The sequence below is a fragment of the Kolteria novifilia genome (assembly GCA_007748055.1).
Lineage (GTDB): Bacteria > Planctomycetota > Planctomycetia > Kolteriales > Kolteriaceae > Kolteria > Kolteria novifilia.
Genome location: CP036279.1, coordinates 661,555 through 678,233, shown reverse-complemented (window position 1 = coordinate 678,233; position 16,679 = coordinate 661,555). Strand labels below are relative to the sequence as shown.

The 16,679-nt window shown below is 61.7% G+C and carries 14 protein-coding genes; 7 read left to right on the top strand and 7 right to left on the bottom strand.

The window, feature by feature from the left end:
* Positions 1 to 372 precede the first annotated feature (372 nt).
* Positions 373 to 1,077 carry a DOMON domain-containing protein gene (locus tag Pan216_RS02525; RefSeq protein ID WP_145254360.1) on the top strand — a complete coding sequence of 235 codons (705 nt, stop codon included), beginning with the start codon at positions 373 to 375 and terminating at the stop codon, positions 1,075 to 1,077.
* Positions 1,078 to 1,489: 412 nt separating this feature from the next.
* Here Pan216_RS02525 and Pan216_RS02520 read toward each other — a convergent pair whose 3' ends face one another.
* From Pan216_RS02520 to Pan216_RS02500, 6 genes are all read right to left on the bottom strand, one after another.
* Positions 1,490 to 1,723: a hypothetical protein gene (locus Pan216_RS02520; RefSeq protein ID WP_145254357.1), complete on the bottom strand. Its 234-nt coding sequence runs from the start codon at positions 1,721 to 1,723 to the stop codon at positions 1,490 to 1,492.
* Positions 1,724 to 2,195: 472 nt separating this feature from the next.
* Positions 2,196 to 2,702 carry a DoxX family protein gene (locus tag Pan216_RS02515; RefSeq protein ID WP_145254355.1) on the bottom strand — a complete coding sequence of 169 codons (507 nt, stop codon included), beginning with the start codon at positions 2,700 to 2,702 and terminating at the stop codon, positions 2,196 to 2,198.
* A gap of 36 nt (positions 2,703 to 2,738) precedes the next feature.
* Positions 2,739 to 3,437, bottom strand: coding sequence for a pirin family protein (locus Pan216_RS02510; protein ID WP_145254352.1), 699 nt, complete (start codon positions 3,435 to 3,437; stop codon positions 2,739 to 2,741).
* A gap of 85 nt (positions 3,438 to 3,522) precedes the next feature.
* A complete protein-coding gene (locus Pan216_RS02505; RefSeq protein WP_145254349.1) occupies positions 3,523 to 4,008 on the bottom strand; it encodes a MarR family winged helix-turn-helix transcriptional regulator in 486 nt (161 codons plus the stop codon).
* 347 nt (positions 4,009 to 4,355) lie between these two features.
* On the bottom strand, positions 4,356 to 5,021 hold the full coding sequence (locus tag Pan216_RS28010; RefSeq protein WP_419193644.1) for a DUF5677 domain-containing protein: 666 nt from the start codon (positions 5,019 to 5,021) through the stop codon (positions 4,356 to 4,358).
* 3 nt (positions 5,022 to 5,024) lie between these two features.
* On the bottom strand, positions 5,025 to 5,597 hold the full coding sequence (locus Pan216_RS02500; protein WP_145254346.1) for a hypothetical protein: 573 nt from the start codon (positions 5,595 to 5,597) through the stop codon (positions 5,025 to 5,027).
* Positions 5,598 to 6,475: 878 nt separating this feature from the next.
* On the opposite strand from Pan216_RS02500, the gene Pan216_RS02495 reads away from it, so the two are divergent.
* The gene (locus tag Pan216_RS02495; RefSeq protein ID WP_419193181.1) at positions 6,476 to 7,036 is read left to right on the top strand and encodes a hypothetical protein; all 561 of its coding nucleotides are present in this window, start codon (positions 6,476 to 6,478) and stop codon (positions 7,034 to 7,036) included.
* Positions 7,037 to 7,252: 216 nt separating this feature from the next.
* Here Pan216_RS02495 and Pan216_RS02490 read toward each other — a convergent pair whose 3' ends face one another.
* Positions 7,253 to 8,971 carry a zinc-binding dehydrogenase gene (locus tag Pan216_RS02490; RefSeq protein WP_419193180.1) on the bottom strand — a complete coding sequence of 573 codons (1,719 nt, stop codon included), beginning with the start codon at positions 8,969 to 8,971 and terminating at the stop codon, positions 7,253 to 7,255.
* Between the two features lie 205 nt (positions 8,972 to 9,176).
* On the opposite strand from Pan216_RS02490, the gene Pan216_RS02485 reads away from it, so the two are divergent.
* The 5 genes from Pan216_RS02485 to Pan216_RS02465 all read left to right on the top strand — a co-directional run bounded on the left by Pan216_RS02485 (position 9,177) and on the right by Pan216_RS02465 (position 16,221).
* Positions 9,177 to 9,983, top strand: coding sequence for a DUF1559 family PulG-like putative transporter (locus Pan216_RS02485; protein WP_419193179.1), 807 nt, complete (start codon positions 9,177 to 9,179; stop codon positions 9,981 to 9,983).
* 1,072 nt (positions 9,984 to 11,055) lie between these two features.
* Entirely contained in the window at positions 11,056 to 11,604 is a 549-nt protein-coding gene (locus tag Pan216_RS02480) for an RNA polymerase sigma factor (RefSeq protein WP_145254337.1), read from the top strand.
* 2 nt (positions 11,605 to 11,606) lie between these two features.
* Positions 11,607 to 14,495, top strand: a complete 2,889-nt coding sequence (locus tag Pan216_RS28005; RefSeq protein ID WP_419193178.1) for a YfbK domain-containing protein — start codon at positions 11,607 to 11,609, stop codon at positions 14,493 to 14,495.
* 363 nt (positions 14,496 to 14,858) lie between these two features.
* Positions 14,859 to 15,311: a hypothetical protein gene (locus Pan216_RS02470; RefSeq protein ID WP_145254334.1), complete on the top strand. Its 453-nt coding sequence runs from the start codon at positions 14,859 to 14,861 to the stop codon at positions 15,309 to 15,311.
* 40 nt (positions 15,312 to 15,351) lie between these two features.
* Complete coding sequence (locus Pan216_RS02465) at positions 15,352 to 16,221, top strand: DUF1559 domain-containing protein (RefSeq protein WP_145254331.1); 870 nt, start codon at positions 15,352 to 15,354, stop codon at positions 16,219 to 16,221.
* The last annotated feature ends 458 nt before the right edge of the window (positions 16,222 to 16,679 follow it).

Genomic DNA, 16,679 nt, shown 5'->3' with positions numbered 1-16,679 from the left:
TGACTGCATACCAACCATCACCAACTTTGACACCGTGAACGTCACCCCCTGGGTCGGCCCCTGTCGTGGTCGCATCGTTCACATTGATCGTCCGCGCCCATGAGGCGGAGATGGCGTGCGCCCTTTTGGCTGCGCGGCGTCCTTCGTTCATGGCCTATGCGGTGACGCCGACGCGTGCGCGATGTTCCATCGCCGAACGAGTCACCCCCCCGACCGGGAGACCGGGCCTTCGGGCCCGCCTCCTGGTCATTTTTTTGCGCCCACGCTCCTTGCGACCCCTTCTACAATCAACTCCATCGTCAACGAATCGCCACGAACCACCGGACCGCTCGCGCGCGGACCGCTCGACTCGAACCACGAACCTGGGTTGCCATGGCCGAACTCATCCCCAAACAGTTCCTCTTTCGCTTCACCCTCGCCTGCCCCAAGGTCGCGCGGATGCCCACCAAGGGCAATCACATCGTCGACCTTCCCGACCAGGCCCGACTCCCCCACCTCGGCGAGATGGACGGCCTGCCGCACTTCGCCGATCTTTGGATGGGATGGAACGAACAGGGGCTCGGGCTCGCGTGGCGCGTCTGGGGCAAGACCGAGCCGATCCACGGCGAATCGGACCGGCCCAAGTCCTGCGATGGGCTCTCCCTCTGGCTCGACACCCGCGACACCCGAACGATTCACCGCGCCTCGCGCTACTGCCAACGCCTGACGATCGCGGTCCACGACGGCGGCAGCGACGGACTTCCCTCCATCAGCCAACAGAAGATCCATCGAGCCAACGAGGAAGCTCCCCAAGCCGACCTCTCGTCGGTCAGGCTCGCGCGACACCCTCTCGACGAGGAGGGCGAGTTCATCACGACCTCGAAGGGCAAACCGGCCCCGATTCGCAACTACCAGATGGAGGCATTTCTCCCCGCGGCGGTTCTTTCCGGGTTCGACCCCGACGTCAACCGCCGCCTCGGGTTCTTCGTTCGGATTCGCGACCACGAACTCGGGGATCAGATCTCCGGGACGGGACCAGAGTTCCCCTACTGGGAGGACCCGAGTCTGTGGTTGACGCTCGAGCTCGTCGACGGCTGATCCCACCCCACGCGAGGAGAGCGCAACCAAGAGGCCACCGTGGTGATTGGCCTACCAAGCCCGTTGATCTCTTCGCTGCCGGACCGCTTGGCAGTCCGTTGACCGAAGCGGGTCAGCGTGCGAAGGAGCCGTGTTGGCCAAGATCAAGGGGGAAAAACGCAGGCGAATCCGTAGATTCGTCGAGTTTCGTCGACGCGGAGACTAGGCTTCGTCTCAAAAGTTGATCGTCGGCCCGAGGCACAGCGAGTTGGTGGGGGACGAGGAGGTCGAAACAGGCGAATCCGTTGGATTCGTCGATGCAGACCGACAAAGTCCCGCGGCAACGTAGCCAGCCGAAGCCAGAGCCGACTCTTGAGACGGAGACTAGTCAAGAGAGCCGTTCGCCGTCCGCCGCGATTAGATCGACGCGCTGCTAAGCCCCTTTGCGGGACTGTAGGACGTTGGCGAACTGCGAAAGGATGTCCGCGAGATCCTGGGTCACGACGACGTCGTCATCCGCGAAATCGCGAAGCCACGTGCAGTCGTGACGATGGGCGTACATCAAGAGTGGGAAGATGTCCCGGAACTTCACCGGGACGTTGGCCTGCGGATTCGTCGGCTCATGCTCGCCCGTGGTGCTTAGAATCCGAAGTTTTGGTTTCGGCATGAGAACTCGCTCCGTTCGGATGCCCTTTCATAGCCCCGCACTTCCTAGATCGGCCAGCATCCCTCCAAACCTTGAGTGGAATCTTCCGAGCCCCAAGAGGAGCCCCCGCGAGCCTCGCCCTCACGCTCCGCCCAAGCCACAAACCCCAACAATTCAGCCGCCGGGGCGTCAAGTTCTCTTGACATCGCCCCTCGTCACTCGGCCGCCAGATCCCCGTTGGAGGATCCATGACCCAATCAACTCTTGGGGGGGGGGCCATGCCCACGCTGGCCGTGGGCATGCCGGAATGACTCACGCTGGCGGTGGGCATGCCGGAATGACTCACGCTGGCCGTGGGCATGCCGGAATGACTCACGCTGGCCGTGGGCATGCCGGAATGACTCACACTGGCCGTGGACATGCGGGATGCACTCTTGTCTTGCCGAGATCCCGCGCGAACGAAGGACAGAATCTCATGCAACGAACCTGCCATTCAGGACACACGGTCCGTCTCGCTTGACGAGGGAGTCGACCCCAATACGCGTTTCCGCGCAAGCATCGCGTCGACGCTCATCGGCCCGGCACCGTTGGCGATCAGAAAGAGCATCGTGCCCATCAACGACAGGTTCTTCATGAAGCCGATCATCTCGACCTGGGCCACCGGCATCTTCACGTCCGGGTTGCTGCTGAGCACCCACATCGCGTCCTGAGGCCACGTCCAGAAGTCGTGAAAGAAGTACGTCGCCAAGACGAGAAAGACCAGCAACAGCGCCGCGCCCAGGCGAGCCTTGAACCCGACGATGATCGAGAGGCTGCCGAGCACGAGAAACGCGATCGCCCCGACCAGCAGCAACCGCGGCGCGGGGACACCTTGCCCTCCCATCACCTCGGCCACCTTCGAGAAGTTGGGGATCTTGTTGCCGACAGCACTCATGAAGAAGATGGTCGCGATCATCACCCGCGCCCCCACCGTCGCGATTCCTTGAACGAACGACTGCATCACTCACTCCTTCTCCAGACCCTGTGATCGAACTTGTCAACTCAGGTCGAACACCATGACTTCCGCTGGCTGAGTCGCGACGATCCGAACGTCGGACTCACCACTGATGGCCGCCCCGTCACTGGTCTCGAGATCGATCCCGTTGACGGTGACGGCTCCGCGAAGGACCTGAACCCACGCGTGCCTTCCCGGCTCGATCGCGCGGCGAAGATCCTTCTCTCGCTCGAGATTCGAAAGGTAGATGGACGCGTCTTGCCCGATCCGAAGCGAACCCTCGGCCGCATCAGGCGACGCCACCAACCGGAGTCGATTGGCTCGCTCTGCTTCGTCAAACGTCTTCTGTTCGTAGCTCGGCTCGACGCCCTTCTCCCTCGGGAAGAGCCAGATCTGATAAAGATGGACCGACTCTTGGCTGGAGGGGTTGAACTCGCTGTGGGTGATGCCGGTCCCGGCCGACATCCGCTGGAATTCGCCCGGGCGCAGAACCTCGCCGTTGCCCATCGAGTCGCGGTGCTCGAGAGCCCCTTCCAAGACGTAGGTGACGATCTCCATGTCTCGATGCGGATGCGTTCCAAACCCCTGGCCCGGCGCGACGACGTCCTCGTTCATCACGCGGAGCGAGCGAAAGCCCATCTGCTCGGGGTCGTGGTAGGTGCCGAACGAGAAGGTGTGGTAGGTGTCGAGCCAGCCGTGGTCGGCGTGGCCGCGTTGGTCGGCCTTTCGAATGTCGATCATCGTGAGTCGCCCCCCTTTCCGCGACAAATAGATGCCATAACAATCATTTACACATCAACTATCACGCCAAAAAAACACGACGCTACTACCCGGCGGCGCTCGCCTCGGAGAGGACCGAACGAGCCTTCTCCAGGAGGCGATCAAGCTCCTTGAGCTCCGCCCGCGAGAGATGGCCGAGCAGCTCCTCGTGCAGATCGAGCACCGGGGCGTCTAGCTCCGCGAGCAGCGTCGTCGCCTTCTCGGTGATCGCGACGTAGACGACCCGCCGATCCTTTTCGCAGCGATGCCGGGTCACCAAGCCCGCTTTCTCCAGGCGGTCAATCAACCCGGTAATCGCGGGGACAACCCGGATCATCCGCTCGGCGACCTCGAGCGAGGGCAATGGTTTGCCCTCTCCACGCAGGATCCGGAGGATGTTGTACTGCGAGGCGGTCAGCCCATGGACTCGGAAGAGCCGCCCGAAGCGGTTCTCGAACTGGTCGCTGCTGCGAAAGAGGTTCAGCATCACCTCTTGCTCGAGGGACTCGAAGGCCCCCTTCTTTTTCAGTTCTCGTCCAAGCCGGCTGGTCATGGTGTCTCGCCATTAGTTCACATGTAAACAATCTACATGATCACTATCGTCCCGTCAAATCCCACGCGATCAGTTTTTCTCTCCGCGAAGGGAATCGCGGGAGGAGGGCGTGGCTCCGGTCGCTCGTCAATCAACCCCCAGGTGGCCCAGGTTGCTCGTCAACCTGGGCGCGCGCAGCACGCAAGAGGCCCAAGATCCGCAATGGCCTGCCCTACGTTCTCTTGGCCTCCCTGTTCAAAGGCGAGATAGAGAGGGTCTGTTTGTCATGATCGCTCCTGGCAGGCGAAGGTGGTACCAACGGGGCATGCAAGCTGTGCCAGGAAATGGATACCGAAATTCTTTGAAGGCTAGCCGGAGTCTGCTGACGCCTCTGTATCGTATCCGGTATTCTCATGGGCGCGCATGAACTCCTCACCGGCATCGTTGCAGATTCTCAACATGCAGTGGCATATGACGATGCCATCAACTACCGGGTCAACGGTGAGGAGTGCAACGGTAGCCATTGTCAGTGAAAGCCCCGCCTGATGACCAGGGCCAGCAAGACCAGAGTCGCTGGCACCGGCAAGGAGGCATCCGGTGTCGTCGCCAGGCAACCCAAGTGAGAACTGTAGACCCTGAGATCCAGCATGCACACTCTGGCATGCAAGACCGTACCAGGGACGCCAATGGGACATGTCAATACTGGACTCAATGTCCGTGAATTTCGGTCTAGAAATTCCAAGCGCCTGAGCCGCCCAGCCATAGTCCGAGTCGAATCCCACACCGTGTTTAGCGACAGCAGCGAGCGACTCATTCTTCAAGTTCGACATTTCCTCATTAGTGAAAGGATCGTAGCCGAGCGTCTGACAATGCAATCGATACTTCTTTGCCGCGCGATACCTTTCCACTGCCGCATGGTCTAGGTATCTCTGGGGCGTGTTCTCCTGATGCTCCGAAACAAACTGGGCAACGACGGCAATTTCGTAAAGAGAGCGCCAACGTGCATGCGCACCATCAGCATACCCGCCTTTCAGTAGTCAAACGATCTCTCGTGCCATTCGGCATGCGCGGCAATGGAGTGCAACGAGAACCTCCACAAGAGAAGGATCCGGAGATGGAGAGTCACTGTCGGAGTCGCTTCTGAGTTCCGCGAGGTTCATGCCACCTGCCTGAGTAGCAATCTCAATGAGCAAGACCAAGCGATCGATCCCTTCCCTCCAACGACTGTAAAGTCGCTGCTCGAAGGCTCGCTCAGTCACACGCAACTCTTCCAATTCTTTCGGGAATTCGACATACAAAGATCGTTGGATGCTTGGCACGACTTCTTCAATGACTCGGAGCAGCCCAGGCCCCACAGTGTCATCAATCGACTCTTCATGCCCGATATAGGCGCGATCGACATCGTCCTGTGTGACCGGAATGCAAATCGTCTGATCGGCGAACTCACTCGGTATCTCGACGCTATCCGCACCACTTGAAAGGGCTTCAACCAACGAACTGAGTTCATCGTCAGTCACCTTGTGCCCGTGGTTCTCAACAATTCTGCGCACGAGTTCGGTTTTCAGAGACGCACCGATTGCACTGTGGAATGCGCCATGAAGCTCTCCCATAGCGATCCTCCTTCATCAACTTGGAGACACTCGCCTCATTGCAAGTTCCGTCTGTTGCGACACTAAATGCCTCGACCTATCCCTGGAAGATGGGGACTCGTTGCTTGACTCCTTCCTGACACGATGCCAAGACTTCTCGGCACGCGTTGCGCACTCAAACCAACCTACTGGGTCATTCTACCCGGAGACTCTTGTGGCTGCGCCACCCAGGTTGGCGAGCAACCTGGGCCACCCGACTCGACCTATCCCTGGAAGATGGGGACTCGTTGCTTGACTCCTTCCTGACACGATGCCAAGACTTCTCGGCACGCGTTGCGCACTCAAACCAACCTACTGGGTCATTCTACCCGGAAACTCTTGTGGCTGCGCCACCCAGGTTGGCGAGCAACCTGGGCCACCCGACTCGACCTATCCCTGGAAGATGGGGACTCGTTGCTTGACTCCTTCCTGACACGATGCCAAGACTTCTCGGCACGCGTTGCGCACTCAAACCAACCTACTGGGTCATTCTACCCGGAGACTCTTGTGGCTGCGCCACCCAGGTTGGCGAGCAACCTGGGCCACCCGACGACGCTCATTTCCGATCGCGACCCTGCCCTTCCCTTGTCACCAAACCGTGAACGGTTACCTGACTGTCGTCTCAGAAGTCTCATGTGGCTGCGTCACCCAGGCTGACGAACGATTTGGGCCACCCGAAGCACCTTCGTATCCAATCGATTCCCCGCGTTGCGACGGCAGGCAAATGGCCTGCCCTACGGGAATGCGGGCTCACCCAACCGCCAACAGTTACGGAACTCGCCCGCTCGGGTTCATAAAGTCTTTCTCAAGGCCGCGAACAGCCGGAAGCCACGCTCGCGGTCAATCCTCAAGGAGATACCATGGATCAAATCAACTGGCTCACCGTCCTCGCGCGGTGGACGCACATCGGTTCGGTGATCGTCCTCGTCGGCGGGGTCGTCTTCACCCGCTTTGTCCTGATTCCCGCCGCCACTGTCGCCCTGAGCGACGAACAGCACGACAAACTCCGTTCCCTGGTCGTCGGCCGGTGGAAGATGTTCGTCCATACGCTGATCGCCCTGATCTTCATCAGCGGGATCTACAACGTCATCATCCTCGCCCCCCAGCGGACACCCGTCTGGCACATGCTCTTCGGTCTCAAGTTCCTGCTCGCGATGGGGGTATTCTTCATCGCCTCGGCGATGGTGGGACGCAGCAAGGGGATGCAGGGAATGCGCGACAACCCGTTGTTCTGGCTAGGACTCAACTGCGGACTGGCCGCGGTGATCGTGATGATCTCCGGCGTCCTTCGTTCGCTGCCCCCCAAGGTCGAGAAAACGGAAGAGCCCGCCGCGACGGCGCTGCTCGACACCGCCGAGCGACTCGATGGGCAGATGCTCGGACGGTTCGCTCACACCCGTCCGGGTTCGCTTGCAGGATAGGGGCTCCAACGTCGAGCAGTTCCTGGCGGTTCCAGCTTCGCGGTAGCCTGATCCGAATTCCGCGAAGGCCCCACCGAAGACGACGACTCGCTTGATGGAGCATTTCCGGGACGAGCGGCCTGTTCCAACTTGAACTTGCTGTTGATTTAGCCCAAACCCGTTGGCACGGGCCGACAAGCAGCCAGTGGCACCCAACGCTGTCGTTGGACCGGACGATTACGGGACCAGGACGATCTTCCCGGAGAGCGACCCCGACTTGGCGACGGTGCTCTCCTCCTGGATGCGGTGAGCCTCGGCGGCTTCGGCAAGCGGCATCACCCGGTCGATCCGCGAGCGAAGTTTTCCCTCGGCCATCCAACGCGAGATATCCTCGGCCGACTTGCGTTGGCCCTCGGCGTCGTAGGCGAACATGATCAGTCCGAGCAGGCTCGCGTTCTTCACGTAAAACGGGCCGACGGGAAAAGGAGGAGTGGCGTCGCGGCCCGCCATCACCACGATGCGGCCGTTGCGGGCGATCATGCCGACGATCTGCTCGAAGTTCGGTTCGCGGAGTGTCTCCCAATAGACATCGATCCCCTCGGGGGCGATCTTGGCGACTTCCGCCGCGACGTCTTGCGACTTGTAGAGGAGGACGTGATCGGCACCGAGTTCGCGACAGATCGCAGCCTTTTCCTCACTCCCGGCAGTGGTGATCACGGTCGCCCCGGCGATCTTGGCCATCTGGACCGCGGCCGAGCCAACGCCCCCGGAACCACCATTGATGAAGAACACTTCACCCGCCTGGAGTTGGGCCCGCTCGAAGAGCCCCAAGTGTGCCGTCGTCCCGACGAGAGCCATCGCGACCGCGTCCTTCGAATCCACTCCCTCGGAAATCGGCCGAAGCCAGCTCGCGTCGACGGCGGCGTACTCCGCAAACGTCCCCTGCCGACCGAACGACCCCAGGTTCGTCGACCAAACCCGTTCACCCACCTTGCGTTCGGTCACGTCGGGGCCAACGTCTTCGATCACCCCGGCAAGGTCCGAGCCGACGATGAAGGGCTGAGGCAACTCCATCGGGATGCCCCCCGAACGGATGTAGGTGTCAACCGGATTGAGGGCCGCCGCCTCGACCCGGACGAGCACCTCGTTGCCCGAAATCGTCGGTTTGGGCAGCTCCCCGAACTGGATCACGTTGGCGGGACCGGTCTGTTCGATGTAGGCCGCTTTCATCTCTTCCTGCTCCCCTTTCGGTCGGTTTTGGTTCGAAATCGGTCCATTTTGGTTGAGAATCGGGCCGTTTTGGTTGGAAACGGGCCCTTTTCGGGTCGGAATCGGCGTGAAATCGTCGTCTTCGGGCACGATAGGGTCGGGAGCCTCGGATCCACCCCACCGGTGGACGCGCAGCAAGTAGATCAGCCCGACGAAGTCGTAGAGGGCGTGCGTCACGATCGGCGCGAAGAGGTTCCCCGTGACCATCCACAAGAGACCCAAGTAGACCCCAATCCCCGCCGCGATCACGAGATACGCCATCGAGACATAGTGCGCGAAACCGAAGAGAAGACTCGCAATCAGCAATCCGCCGACCGGACCGATCCAGCTCGCCACCAGCGGCTGCATCCACCCGCGAAAGAGCATCTCTTCGCCCACGCCCGCAAGCAGCGCGATCAGGGCGAGATCTCCCACCCGGCAGGGGGCGAGAAAGGGAAGGAGCGTCTGCTGCAAGATCGCACGGATGCGAACCAGCGGCCCGATCGGCCAGTGTACCAGCAAGACGAACAACAAAAGAAGGGGTAGTGTCCCGACCACGCCGAGCAGCCCGTCGCCCCATGTCCAGGGGGTGCCCGCGAAGGGGAAGAAGCCGGTCATCCAACCAAGCAGCAGGGCGACGAGCGCGAGTGCCCCCTCGAATCCGGCCCCAAAGGCCAGCGCCGACCATCGACCGCTGCGTTGTGCCATCGTCATGACTTCGTTCTAGCGACTTGCCGCGTCAGCCCGAAGATCCTTTCCCCAAAGTGGCCGGAACCGAGCAAGGAGAACTTCTGCGCGCGACCGCCGGACGTTGGGGACCGTTCAGCGCATAATGACGCCGGCGCTGGGTCGGACCACCGACCGAACGACCGGAACCGATGACAGTGAGCTTACCGCCAGGGAGTCGCCGCTCATGCTTCGCCACCTATGTCCCCCGCTCTTGATCGGCGTCGGATTGCTCGGAATGCTGACGGGCTGCGGCACGTTCGAGGACACGATCTGGCAGGAGCAGCAACGCGTCAAACACAAGCGTTGGAGCACGATCAGCGAAGGGTTGCTCGACTACAACACGACGACGCTGAACAACCATTTTCCGCCGCAGCACAGTATCGACGCCGAGGGCAAGCCGCTGCTGAGTTGGCGGGTGCTGATCCTCCCCCACCTTCGCGATCCCGAGGCCCAGGCCCTCTACGCGAAGTTCAAGCTCGACGAGCCGTGGGACAGCCCCGCGAACAAGGAACTGCTTGAGAAGATCCCCAAGGTCTACGCCCCGACGGAGTACGACTTGGCCCAGAAGGGGATGACGAAAGTCCTCGGCGTCAGCGGTCCGGGCACCGCGTTCGTCGGCGGCCTTCCCCAAGGGAGAGAGGTGTTCACCGACACCGATTGGACGCCGCTCGTCGAGGCTCCCGCCAAGACGATCGTCGCCGTCCAAGCCGCCCCCGAGCGCGCCGTCCCCTGGACCAAGCCCGAAGATTTCCCCTGGAATCCCGACGACCCGATCACCGGGATGGAGGTCGACAAGAAGGGTCGCATCACGGCTCTCTTCGCGCGTGGTGAGGTCTTGAATATCCCTCACGATTTGCCCACCGATCAAGTCAACGCCTTGATCACCATCTCCGGCGGCGAAGAGGCCAACGCCCGCGACTTCGGCGAGCGGCTCATCCCCAAGCCCAAGGACCCTCTCGTCTCCGAGCGAAGCCTGAAGGCCTCGCCGTAGCGGCCAGGTCTCTTGCTCCCCCTTTTCCACGAGAAGCCTCTTCTGCTCCCCCTTGTCCAAGGGGGAGTTAGAGGGGGGCTCTTCGCTTGGCAAGAAACATCCCGCCCCACGGTTTTCGCCGCCATCCTTCGCGCCACGACGACTGAGCGCCGGGACACTCCGCGGCGAATCCCATCCTTCCGGTATGCCGAAGGCATTGAACATCACAGCCCAAGGTCGCGCAGCGCACCTTGGGTCACCATCGGTGGCCCGATCAGAACCCTGCAAGGGTTCGACCCTGGTGCCACCATCATGACAACACAGGTACTCGAACCCGTCAAACCCGCTTCGGGGTTTGCGTTTGGATTTGAATGGTTCCGCAACCCAGCCGGCGCTGCGCGATGGACTCCAACGGCGTCGACGGTGGCTCTCGCCGTTGACGATCGGAAACACCTCTCTTCTGCTCCCTCTTGTCCAAGGGGGAGTTAGAGGGGGGCTCTTCGCTTGGCAAGAAACATCCCGCCCCACGGTGTTCGCCGTCATCCTTCGCGCCACGACGACTGAGCGCCGGGACACTCCGCGACGAATCCCATCCTTCCGGTATGCCGAAGGCATTGAACATCACAGCCCAAGGTCGCGCAGCGCACCTTGGGTCACCATCGGCGATACCGTCCGAACCCTGCAAGGGTTCGACCCTGGTGCCACCATCATGACAACACAGGTACTCGAACCCGTCAAACCCGCTTCGGGGTTTGCGTTTGGATTTGAATGGTTCCGCAACCCAGATGGTACCCCAACGGCGCTGCCGCGGTGCCTGGGTCCGCCAAACGGAGTTGTGTTTGTGTTCTCCGACGGCGACGCCAACGAATCACGTTCCCGGATGATGGATACTCCAACCCCACAGGCGTACCGCATCCTCGCCCCCCGTGGTTCGCGGATGGTGGGTCAAGACCCACCCTACTTTTTGCCCAGAGACAACGTTCCCTGGGGTAACCCTAAAAAATTCCCCAAAAATCTCGCTAAGATCCGACGGTCTCTCGCGTCAAAGGGTTAGCAACGGCCAAGAACCACTGGCCAGGGGATGGGAGTGCCGATGACGCAGTCGGCGGAATCGACCAATTCGACGTGGATCGCCTCGGTGCTCGAGCGTTACGAGGGCAAACTCGTGCGCTACGCCGCACGGATCGTGGGCGATTGGGACCGCGCTCGCGACGTGGTGCAGGAGACGATGCTGCGTCTCTGCCACGCCCCGCGCTCGGACGTCGAGGATCACCTGGCCGAGTGGCTCTACACCGTCTGCCGCAACCGCGCCCTGGACGTCTGTCGAAAGGAGAGACGGATGACTTTGCTGGACGACGCTCAAGCCTCGAGCAGGCCGAGCACGTGCCCGACGCCGGCGGAATCGGCCGAAGTCCGCGACGACGCCATCAACCTCAAGCGGGAACTCGAAGCCCTGCCCCCCAGGCATCAAGAGGTCGTTCGCCTCCGCTTCGAAGGGGGTCTCTCCTACCGCGAGATCAGCCGCGTCACCAAGCACAGCGAGAGCTATGTCGGCGTCCTGATCCACGAAGGGCTCAAACGACTCCGCCAACGCATGACCCACCAAACCACGCCCCACACCCCGCTCGCTCAAGGAGAATAAGCATGTCCCTTCATCACGATGACCCCCGATTGACGGCGTATGCCTTGGGCGAGTTGAGCGAGACCGACCGAGCCGAGGTCGAGGCCTACCTCTCTTCCGACGAGGAGGCCCGCCGGCTCGTGGAGGAGACGAAAGAGCTGGCGACGATGCTCGGCAAGGAGCTGGCGCAAGAGCCGACTCCGTCGCTCTCGTCCGAGCAGCGCGAGGAGATCGCCCGCCAAGCGGAGAATCCCGCGTCCGCTCCGACTCCGACCCCTGGCCCAACTCCAAGTCGCAACGGTCGAAAGTGGATCATTCCGCTGTCGTTCGCGGCGGCCGCGTGTCTCTTGGTCGCGGTGATGTTCCCGGCGCTACAAGGGCCGGTTCGCATGGCTCGGCAAGACGCGGTTGAGGAGTCACTGGTGGAAGCCGAGCCGGCACCGGGCAGTGGAGAGTCTCCAGCCGTTGCCTGGGAAGAAGCCAATGAAGCCAAGTGGGGTCGCGACCGGTCCGGCCAAGCAGCCCAGCCGGAAGGTGACCGGAAGCTCGCGTATTCCGCCCCTCCGGGTAGTGGTCATTTCTCAAGAGGATCGCGGCCACGAAGTGACCGGATTCTTTCCGAGTTGAGTTCCGTCGACACGCGTCGTCATGGCCCGCCAAGGAACCAACTGGCGAGCGAGCCTCTCGTCGGGAATGACAAGTCGGATGGAATCAAACGGCGCTACATGGGGTCAGGTCCGCTCGCGGACAAGACGACAACAACCCGTGGCGATGGCGGCTCGCTCGTTCTCCATGAGCGAATGCCACCCGCCTCGGGCGGGGGCATCGGCGGTGGCGGGATCGTGATGGACGAGAGCGTCGCCTCGGGAGTGAATCGACGGATGGTCGAGAAGACTCCTGCCCCATCGAAGGTTCAAACTCGCTCCAATCGTGGGAGCGTTCAACTCTTTGAGATCGACGAAGAAGGTCGACAGTTGAAACGCCAACAGAGTGCCCAAGGCCTAGCCAACTCCGCCGGGGCGATGGCGGGGAAGAAGGTGAATCTACTCGTCGAGCCCCAGATCGCCAAATCCCAGACCGACTTCGATGCGATCAAGGTTGGACGGGCCGCCAAGCGGCCATCGGCGCCCGCTCCGAGCAATCAGGTCGATCACTACCGATACAAGGGCGGCATCAACGCCGAGAAGGAGTCGCTCGCCAAGAAGAGCGAAATGGCCGCTCGCGGATTGGCCGCGGAGGACGATCGGCTCCGCCGGAAACGAGATGCTTCCGCGGAGTTGGGAAGGAAGCGATTCGCTGGCACCGAACAGGACCTCAAACGGGAGAGCAAGATCGAGGACGGGTTCGGCCTCATCCCCGAGAAGGAGATTCGCGAGAGAGCGATGGCTCTTCCCGACGTCCATCCTCTGGAGCCGCAACAACCGCGGGAGAAGTTCAATCGCGAGGCCTACGATTTCGTGAAGGACAACCCGTTCCTCGCGGTCGGGGAGAACCCGCTGTCGACCTTCTCGATCGACGTCGACACCGCCTCCTATTCGAACATCCGCCGGTTCTTAAGCCATGGTCAACGGCCGCCTAAGGACGCGGTCCGCATCGAGGAGTTGGTCAACTACTTCCGCTTCGACGACGCCCCGCCCAAGAACGATGTGCCGTTCGCCTGTCGTTGCGAGGTCGCCTCGACGCCCTGGAAGCCCGATCATCGGCTGGTGCGGATCGGCCTCAAGGGCAAGGAGGTCTCCGAAGCCGAGCGGCCCGCGACGAACCTGGTCTTCCTGTTGGACGTTTCCGGCTCGATGCGTCCCTCGAACAAACTCCCGCTGGTCAAGGCGGCGATGACGCTGCTGGTCGACAAGCTGCGAGAGATCGACCGGGTCGCGATCGTGGTCTATGCCGGGGCGTCGGGACTCGTGCTTCCCTCGACCAGCGGCGATCACAAGGAGACGATCATCGCGGCTCTCGATCGCTTGAACGCCGGCGGCTCGACCAACGGCGGTTCGGGAATCGAGCTCGCCTACAAGACCGCTCGCGAGCACTTCATCAAGGACGGCGTCAACCGCGTCATCCTCTGCACCGACGGCGACTTCAACGTCGGCACCACCAATCGGGGCGAACTGGTCCGGCTGATTGAAAAGGAGGCCAAGAGCAACGTCTTTCTCTCGATCCTCGGCTTCGGCATGGGGAACCTGCAGGACGCGACGCTCGAACAACTCGCCGACAAGGGCAACGGCAACTACGGCTACGTCGACTCGCTCAAGGAAGCCCGCAAGCTCCTCGTCGAGCAGATCGGCGGTACCCTGGTGACGATCGCCAAGGACGTCAAGATCCAGATCGAGTTCAACCCCGCCCAAGTCGCGGCCTATCGGCTCATCGGCTACGAGAACCGGATCCTCGAAGCCGAGGACTTCAACGACGACACCAAGGACGCGGGCGAGATCGGAGCCGGACACAGCGTGACCGCGCTCTACGAGATCATTCCGGCCGGGCAGCCGGTGCCCCTCGCGAAGGTCGATCGACTGAAGTATCAGACCAAGTCCAAAGTGACCGAGCAGGCGAAGCTCAGCCGCGAGATGCTGACGGTCAAGCTCCGCTACAAGGCCCCCGACGGCGATACCAGCAAGCTGATCGAACAGTCGCTCACCGACCCGGGGCACGGCTACGAGGGAGCGACCGGGGACTTCAAGTTCGCCAGCGCCGTGGCGGCCTTTGGGATGCTGCTTCGCGATTCGCCCTACAAGGGCAACGCGACGTTCCAGCTTGCTCGCCGGCTCGCCGAAGAGGGCATCGGCGCGGACAAGGGCGGTTACCGCAAGGGGTTTCTCAAGCTCATCGACCAAGCGTCGGCCTTGCCCCAGCCGACACCGACGAGCCCCCCGACGAGGGCGCCTCAGCCTCCTACGCCGCGTGAGAGGTAGTTTACTTCCCCCCGAGGCAACCTCGTCAACCGTGCAGAGCCCCTGGTTCCCCCGGGGGCTCTGTCATTTCTTGAGGTTCCCGTTCGGAAGGTGAGTTCGTGGAACTTTCGATCACCGGTGGCCATGCCAAGAGAAGGACACGCGCGGGCATGAAGGCTAGATGGCGAACGGCTCGCGCGAGCGGAAAACTCGACTAAGTCGCGACACTTATACAGTACGACTTATTCCTCGCAATTTTTGATGACAAGTCGAGGATGACTATGTTACGAAGTGATGCACGTATCTAAGTGTTCAACAGGTGGCGTTCCGCCATTGCATCGTGATTGACTCTCTCGCACTCGCACCTTCTCGAGGGAGACGCCAATGCCATGTCGTCGCGTGCGACGCTTCACGTTTGGGAAGCGCGACCTCTTCGTGGTCGCACTCGTCCTGGGAACATCCCTCCCACTGTTGGGTTGCCAGTACGGCCACGCGGGGCCGGAACTCGCCGAGACCGTGGGATTCGTCACTTGGAAAGGCGAACCGCTCGCGGGAGCGATGGTTGCCTTTATTCCCGACCGCGAGCGAGGGACGTCGGGCCCGATGGCCATCGGGGTGACCGATAGGGAGGGTCGCTACACGCTCGTCACCTCGGGGACGCGTTCCGGCGCCATTCTCGGCGAACATCGCGTCAGCATTTCTCTATCGGCCGATCCCTATTCCGACATGCCGCCAACCCAAACGCTACCGATGAGGTACGCGGACGAAACGACCTCCGGCTTGACCGCCCACGTGGTCGCCAGCAAGACCAACACGCTTGACTTCGACTTGAAGTAAGGGTTTTCGCTCCTCTTCTTTTTCCCCGAGAGATCATGCCATGTTCCACCACCGCCGTTCGCCCCTGCGCGCCTTCACGCTCGTTGAACTCTTAGTGGTCATCGCCATCATCGGCGTACTGGTGTCACTCCTCTTGCCCGCGGTCCAGAGCGCTCGCGAGTCGGCGCGTCGCTCGCTATGTTCCAATCATCTCAAGCAACTGAGTTTGGGGCTCCTCAACTACGAGGAGAAGCACGGCGTCTTCCCTCCCGCGCAAGTCTTCCCCTCGCCCTTGGGCTCGAATGGGGAGTGGTCGCACTGCATGGGTAACTGGGCCTCGCTCATCCTTCCCGAGATCGACCAACAAGGGGTCTACGACATGCTCGACTTCGAGGCCCGCCGGCTCACCACCGCTCAGTCGAACAAGGACGCCCTGCAAATTCGCATTCCGGTCTTCCAGTGCCCCACCGATCCCTACGACGGCTTGGTCACTCCCTGGTCGGGAAACTCGGAGACGACCGGCTACATCATGCACTACTTCGCCTGCGCGGGAGACAGCGACAGCGATCATCGCAACAACCTGACGGGCGTCTTCCGACCAAACTCCAGCACGCGCCTCGCCGACATCAGCGACGGTAGTTCGAAGACCACTCTCCTGCTCGAAACGTGGGCGCGACGACATGCCGACCATCCGACGTCGGGGGAGATGAGCCGGACGTGGGCGCTGGACAACTGGGCCTATGCGGAGTGGACGCCCAACGCATTGCAGGGGCAGTCCAACAACACCTGGGCTTGCTCCAGCTTCCATCCCGGCGGCGCCCACGTGGCGCTGGCCGATGGGACGGTCCGCTTCGTGAACGACAACGTCGACACCACGGTGTTTCGCAACTTGGCGACCATCCAGGGCGGCGAGATCGTCTCGGACTTCTGAACACCCTCCAAGGCGCGTCGTCCCCGCCCACTGCGATCGTGGTCGGCGAGTCCGCCTTCACGCGGCCTGGCCCAGATTCCCGGCCGTGTCACGAATTCCTCACGGCAGTCGCTCTGCCATACTCCCGGTCCCCTTCACTCGTGTCCTGACTGGTCAAATCATCGACTAGAGGACTCTTGGGTGCCCATGCCCACGCTCGCCGTGGGCTTTCAAGAGAGACCCACGCTCGCCGTGGGCATGCGGGAAACGCCTGTGATCGGACAATCTCCCGCACGATCACACGGTCGAGATTTCATGAACGAACTTGCCATCAGGACGCTAGCAGCCCGCTGATCTATTCGATACCGATTGCGAGTCGTTCAACGGACGGCGAACGGCCCTGACGAGCGATTCCACCGTCAAGCGATTCGCGGGCACCTTGCTCGCGCATCGACTGGGTGCAAAAGCCTCCGAACACC

What these genes read in the sequence shown, in the direction of transcription:
- Pan216_RS02485 (WP_419193179.1), top strand. Translation starts at nt 9,177, where the DNA reads ATGCTTCGCCACCTATGTCCCCCGCTCTTGATCGGCGTCGGATTGCTC.
- Pan216_RS02520 (WP_145254357.1), bottom strand. Translation starts at nt 1,723, where the DNA reads ATGCCGAAACCAAAACTTCGGATTCTAAGCACCACGGGCGAGCATGAG.
- Pan216_RS28005 (WP_419193178.1), top strand. Translation starts at nt 11,607, where the DNA reads ATGTCCCTTCATCACGATGACCCCCGATTGACGGCGTATGCCTTGGGC.
- Pan216_RS02470 (WP_145254334.1), top strand. Translation starts at nt 14,859, where the DNA reads ATGCCATGTCGTCGCGTGCGACGCTTCACGTTTGGGAAGCGCGACCTC.
- Pan216_RS02515 (WP_145254355.1), bottom strand. Translation starts at nt 2,702, where the DNA reads ATGCAGTCGTTCGTTCAAGGAATCGCGACGGTGGGGGCGCGGGTGATG.
- Pan216_RS02525 (WP_145254360.1), top strand. Translation starts at nt 373, where the DNA reads ATGGCCGAACTCATCCCCAAACAGTTCCTCTTTCGCTTCACCCTCGCC.
- Pan216_RS02490 (WP_419193180.1), bottom strand. Translation starts at nt 8,971, where the DNA reads ATGGCACAACGCAGCGGTCGATGGTCGGCGCTGGCCTTTGGGGCCGGA.
- Pan216_RS02500 (WP_145254346.1), bottom strand. Translation starts at nt 5,597, where the DNA reads ATGGGAGAGCTTCATGGCGCATTCCACAGTGCAATCGGTGCGTCTCTG.
- Pan216_RS02505 (WP_145254349.1), bottom strand. Translation starts at nt 4,008, where the DNA reads ATGACCAGCCGGCTTGGACGAGAACTGAAAAAGAAGGGGGCCTTCGAG.
- Pan216_RS02510 (WP_145254352.1), bottom strand. Translation starts at nt 3,437, where the DNA reads ATGATCGACATTCGAAAGGCCGACCAACGCGGCCACGCCGACCACGGC.
- Pan216_RS02495 (WP_419193181.1), top strand. Translation starts at nt 6,476, where the DNA reads ATGGATCAAATCAACTGGCTCACCGTCCTCGCGCGGTGGACGCACATC.
- Pan216_RS02480 (WP_145254337.1), top strand. Translation starts at nt 11,056, where the DNA reads ATGACGCAGTCGGCGGAATCGACCAATTCGACGTGGATCGCCTCGGTG.
- Pan216_RS02465 (WP_145254331.1), top strand. Translation starts at nt 15,352, where the DNA reads ATGTTCCACCACCGCCGTTCGCCCCTGCGCGCCTTCACGCTCGTTGAA.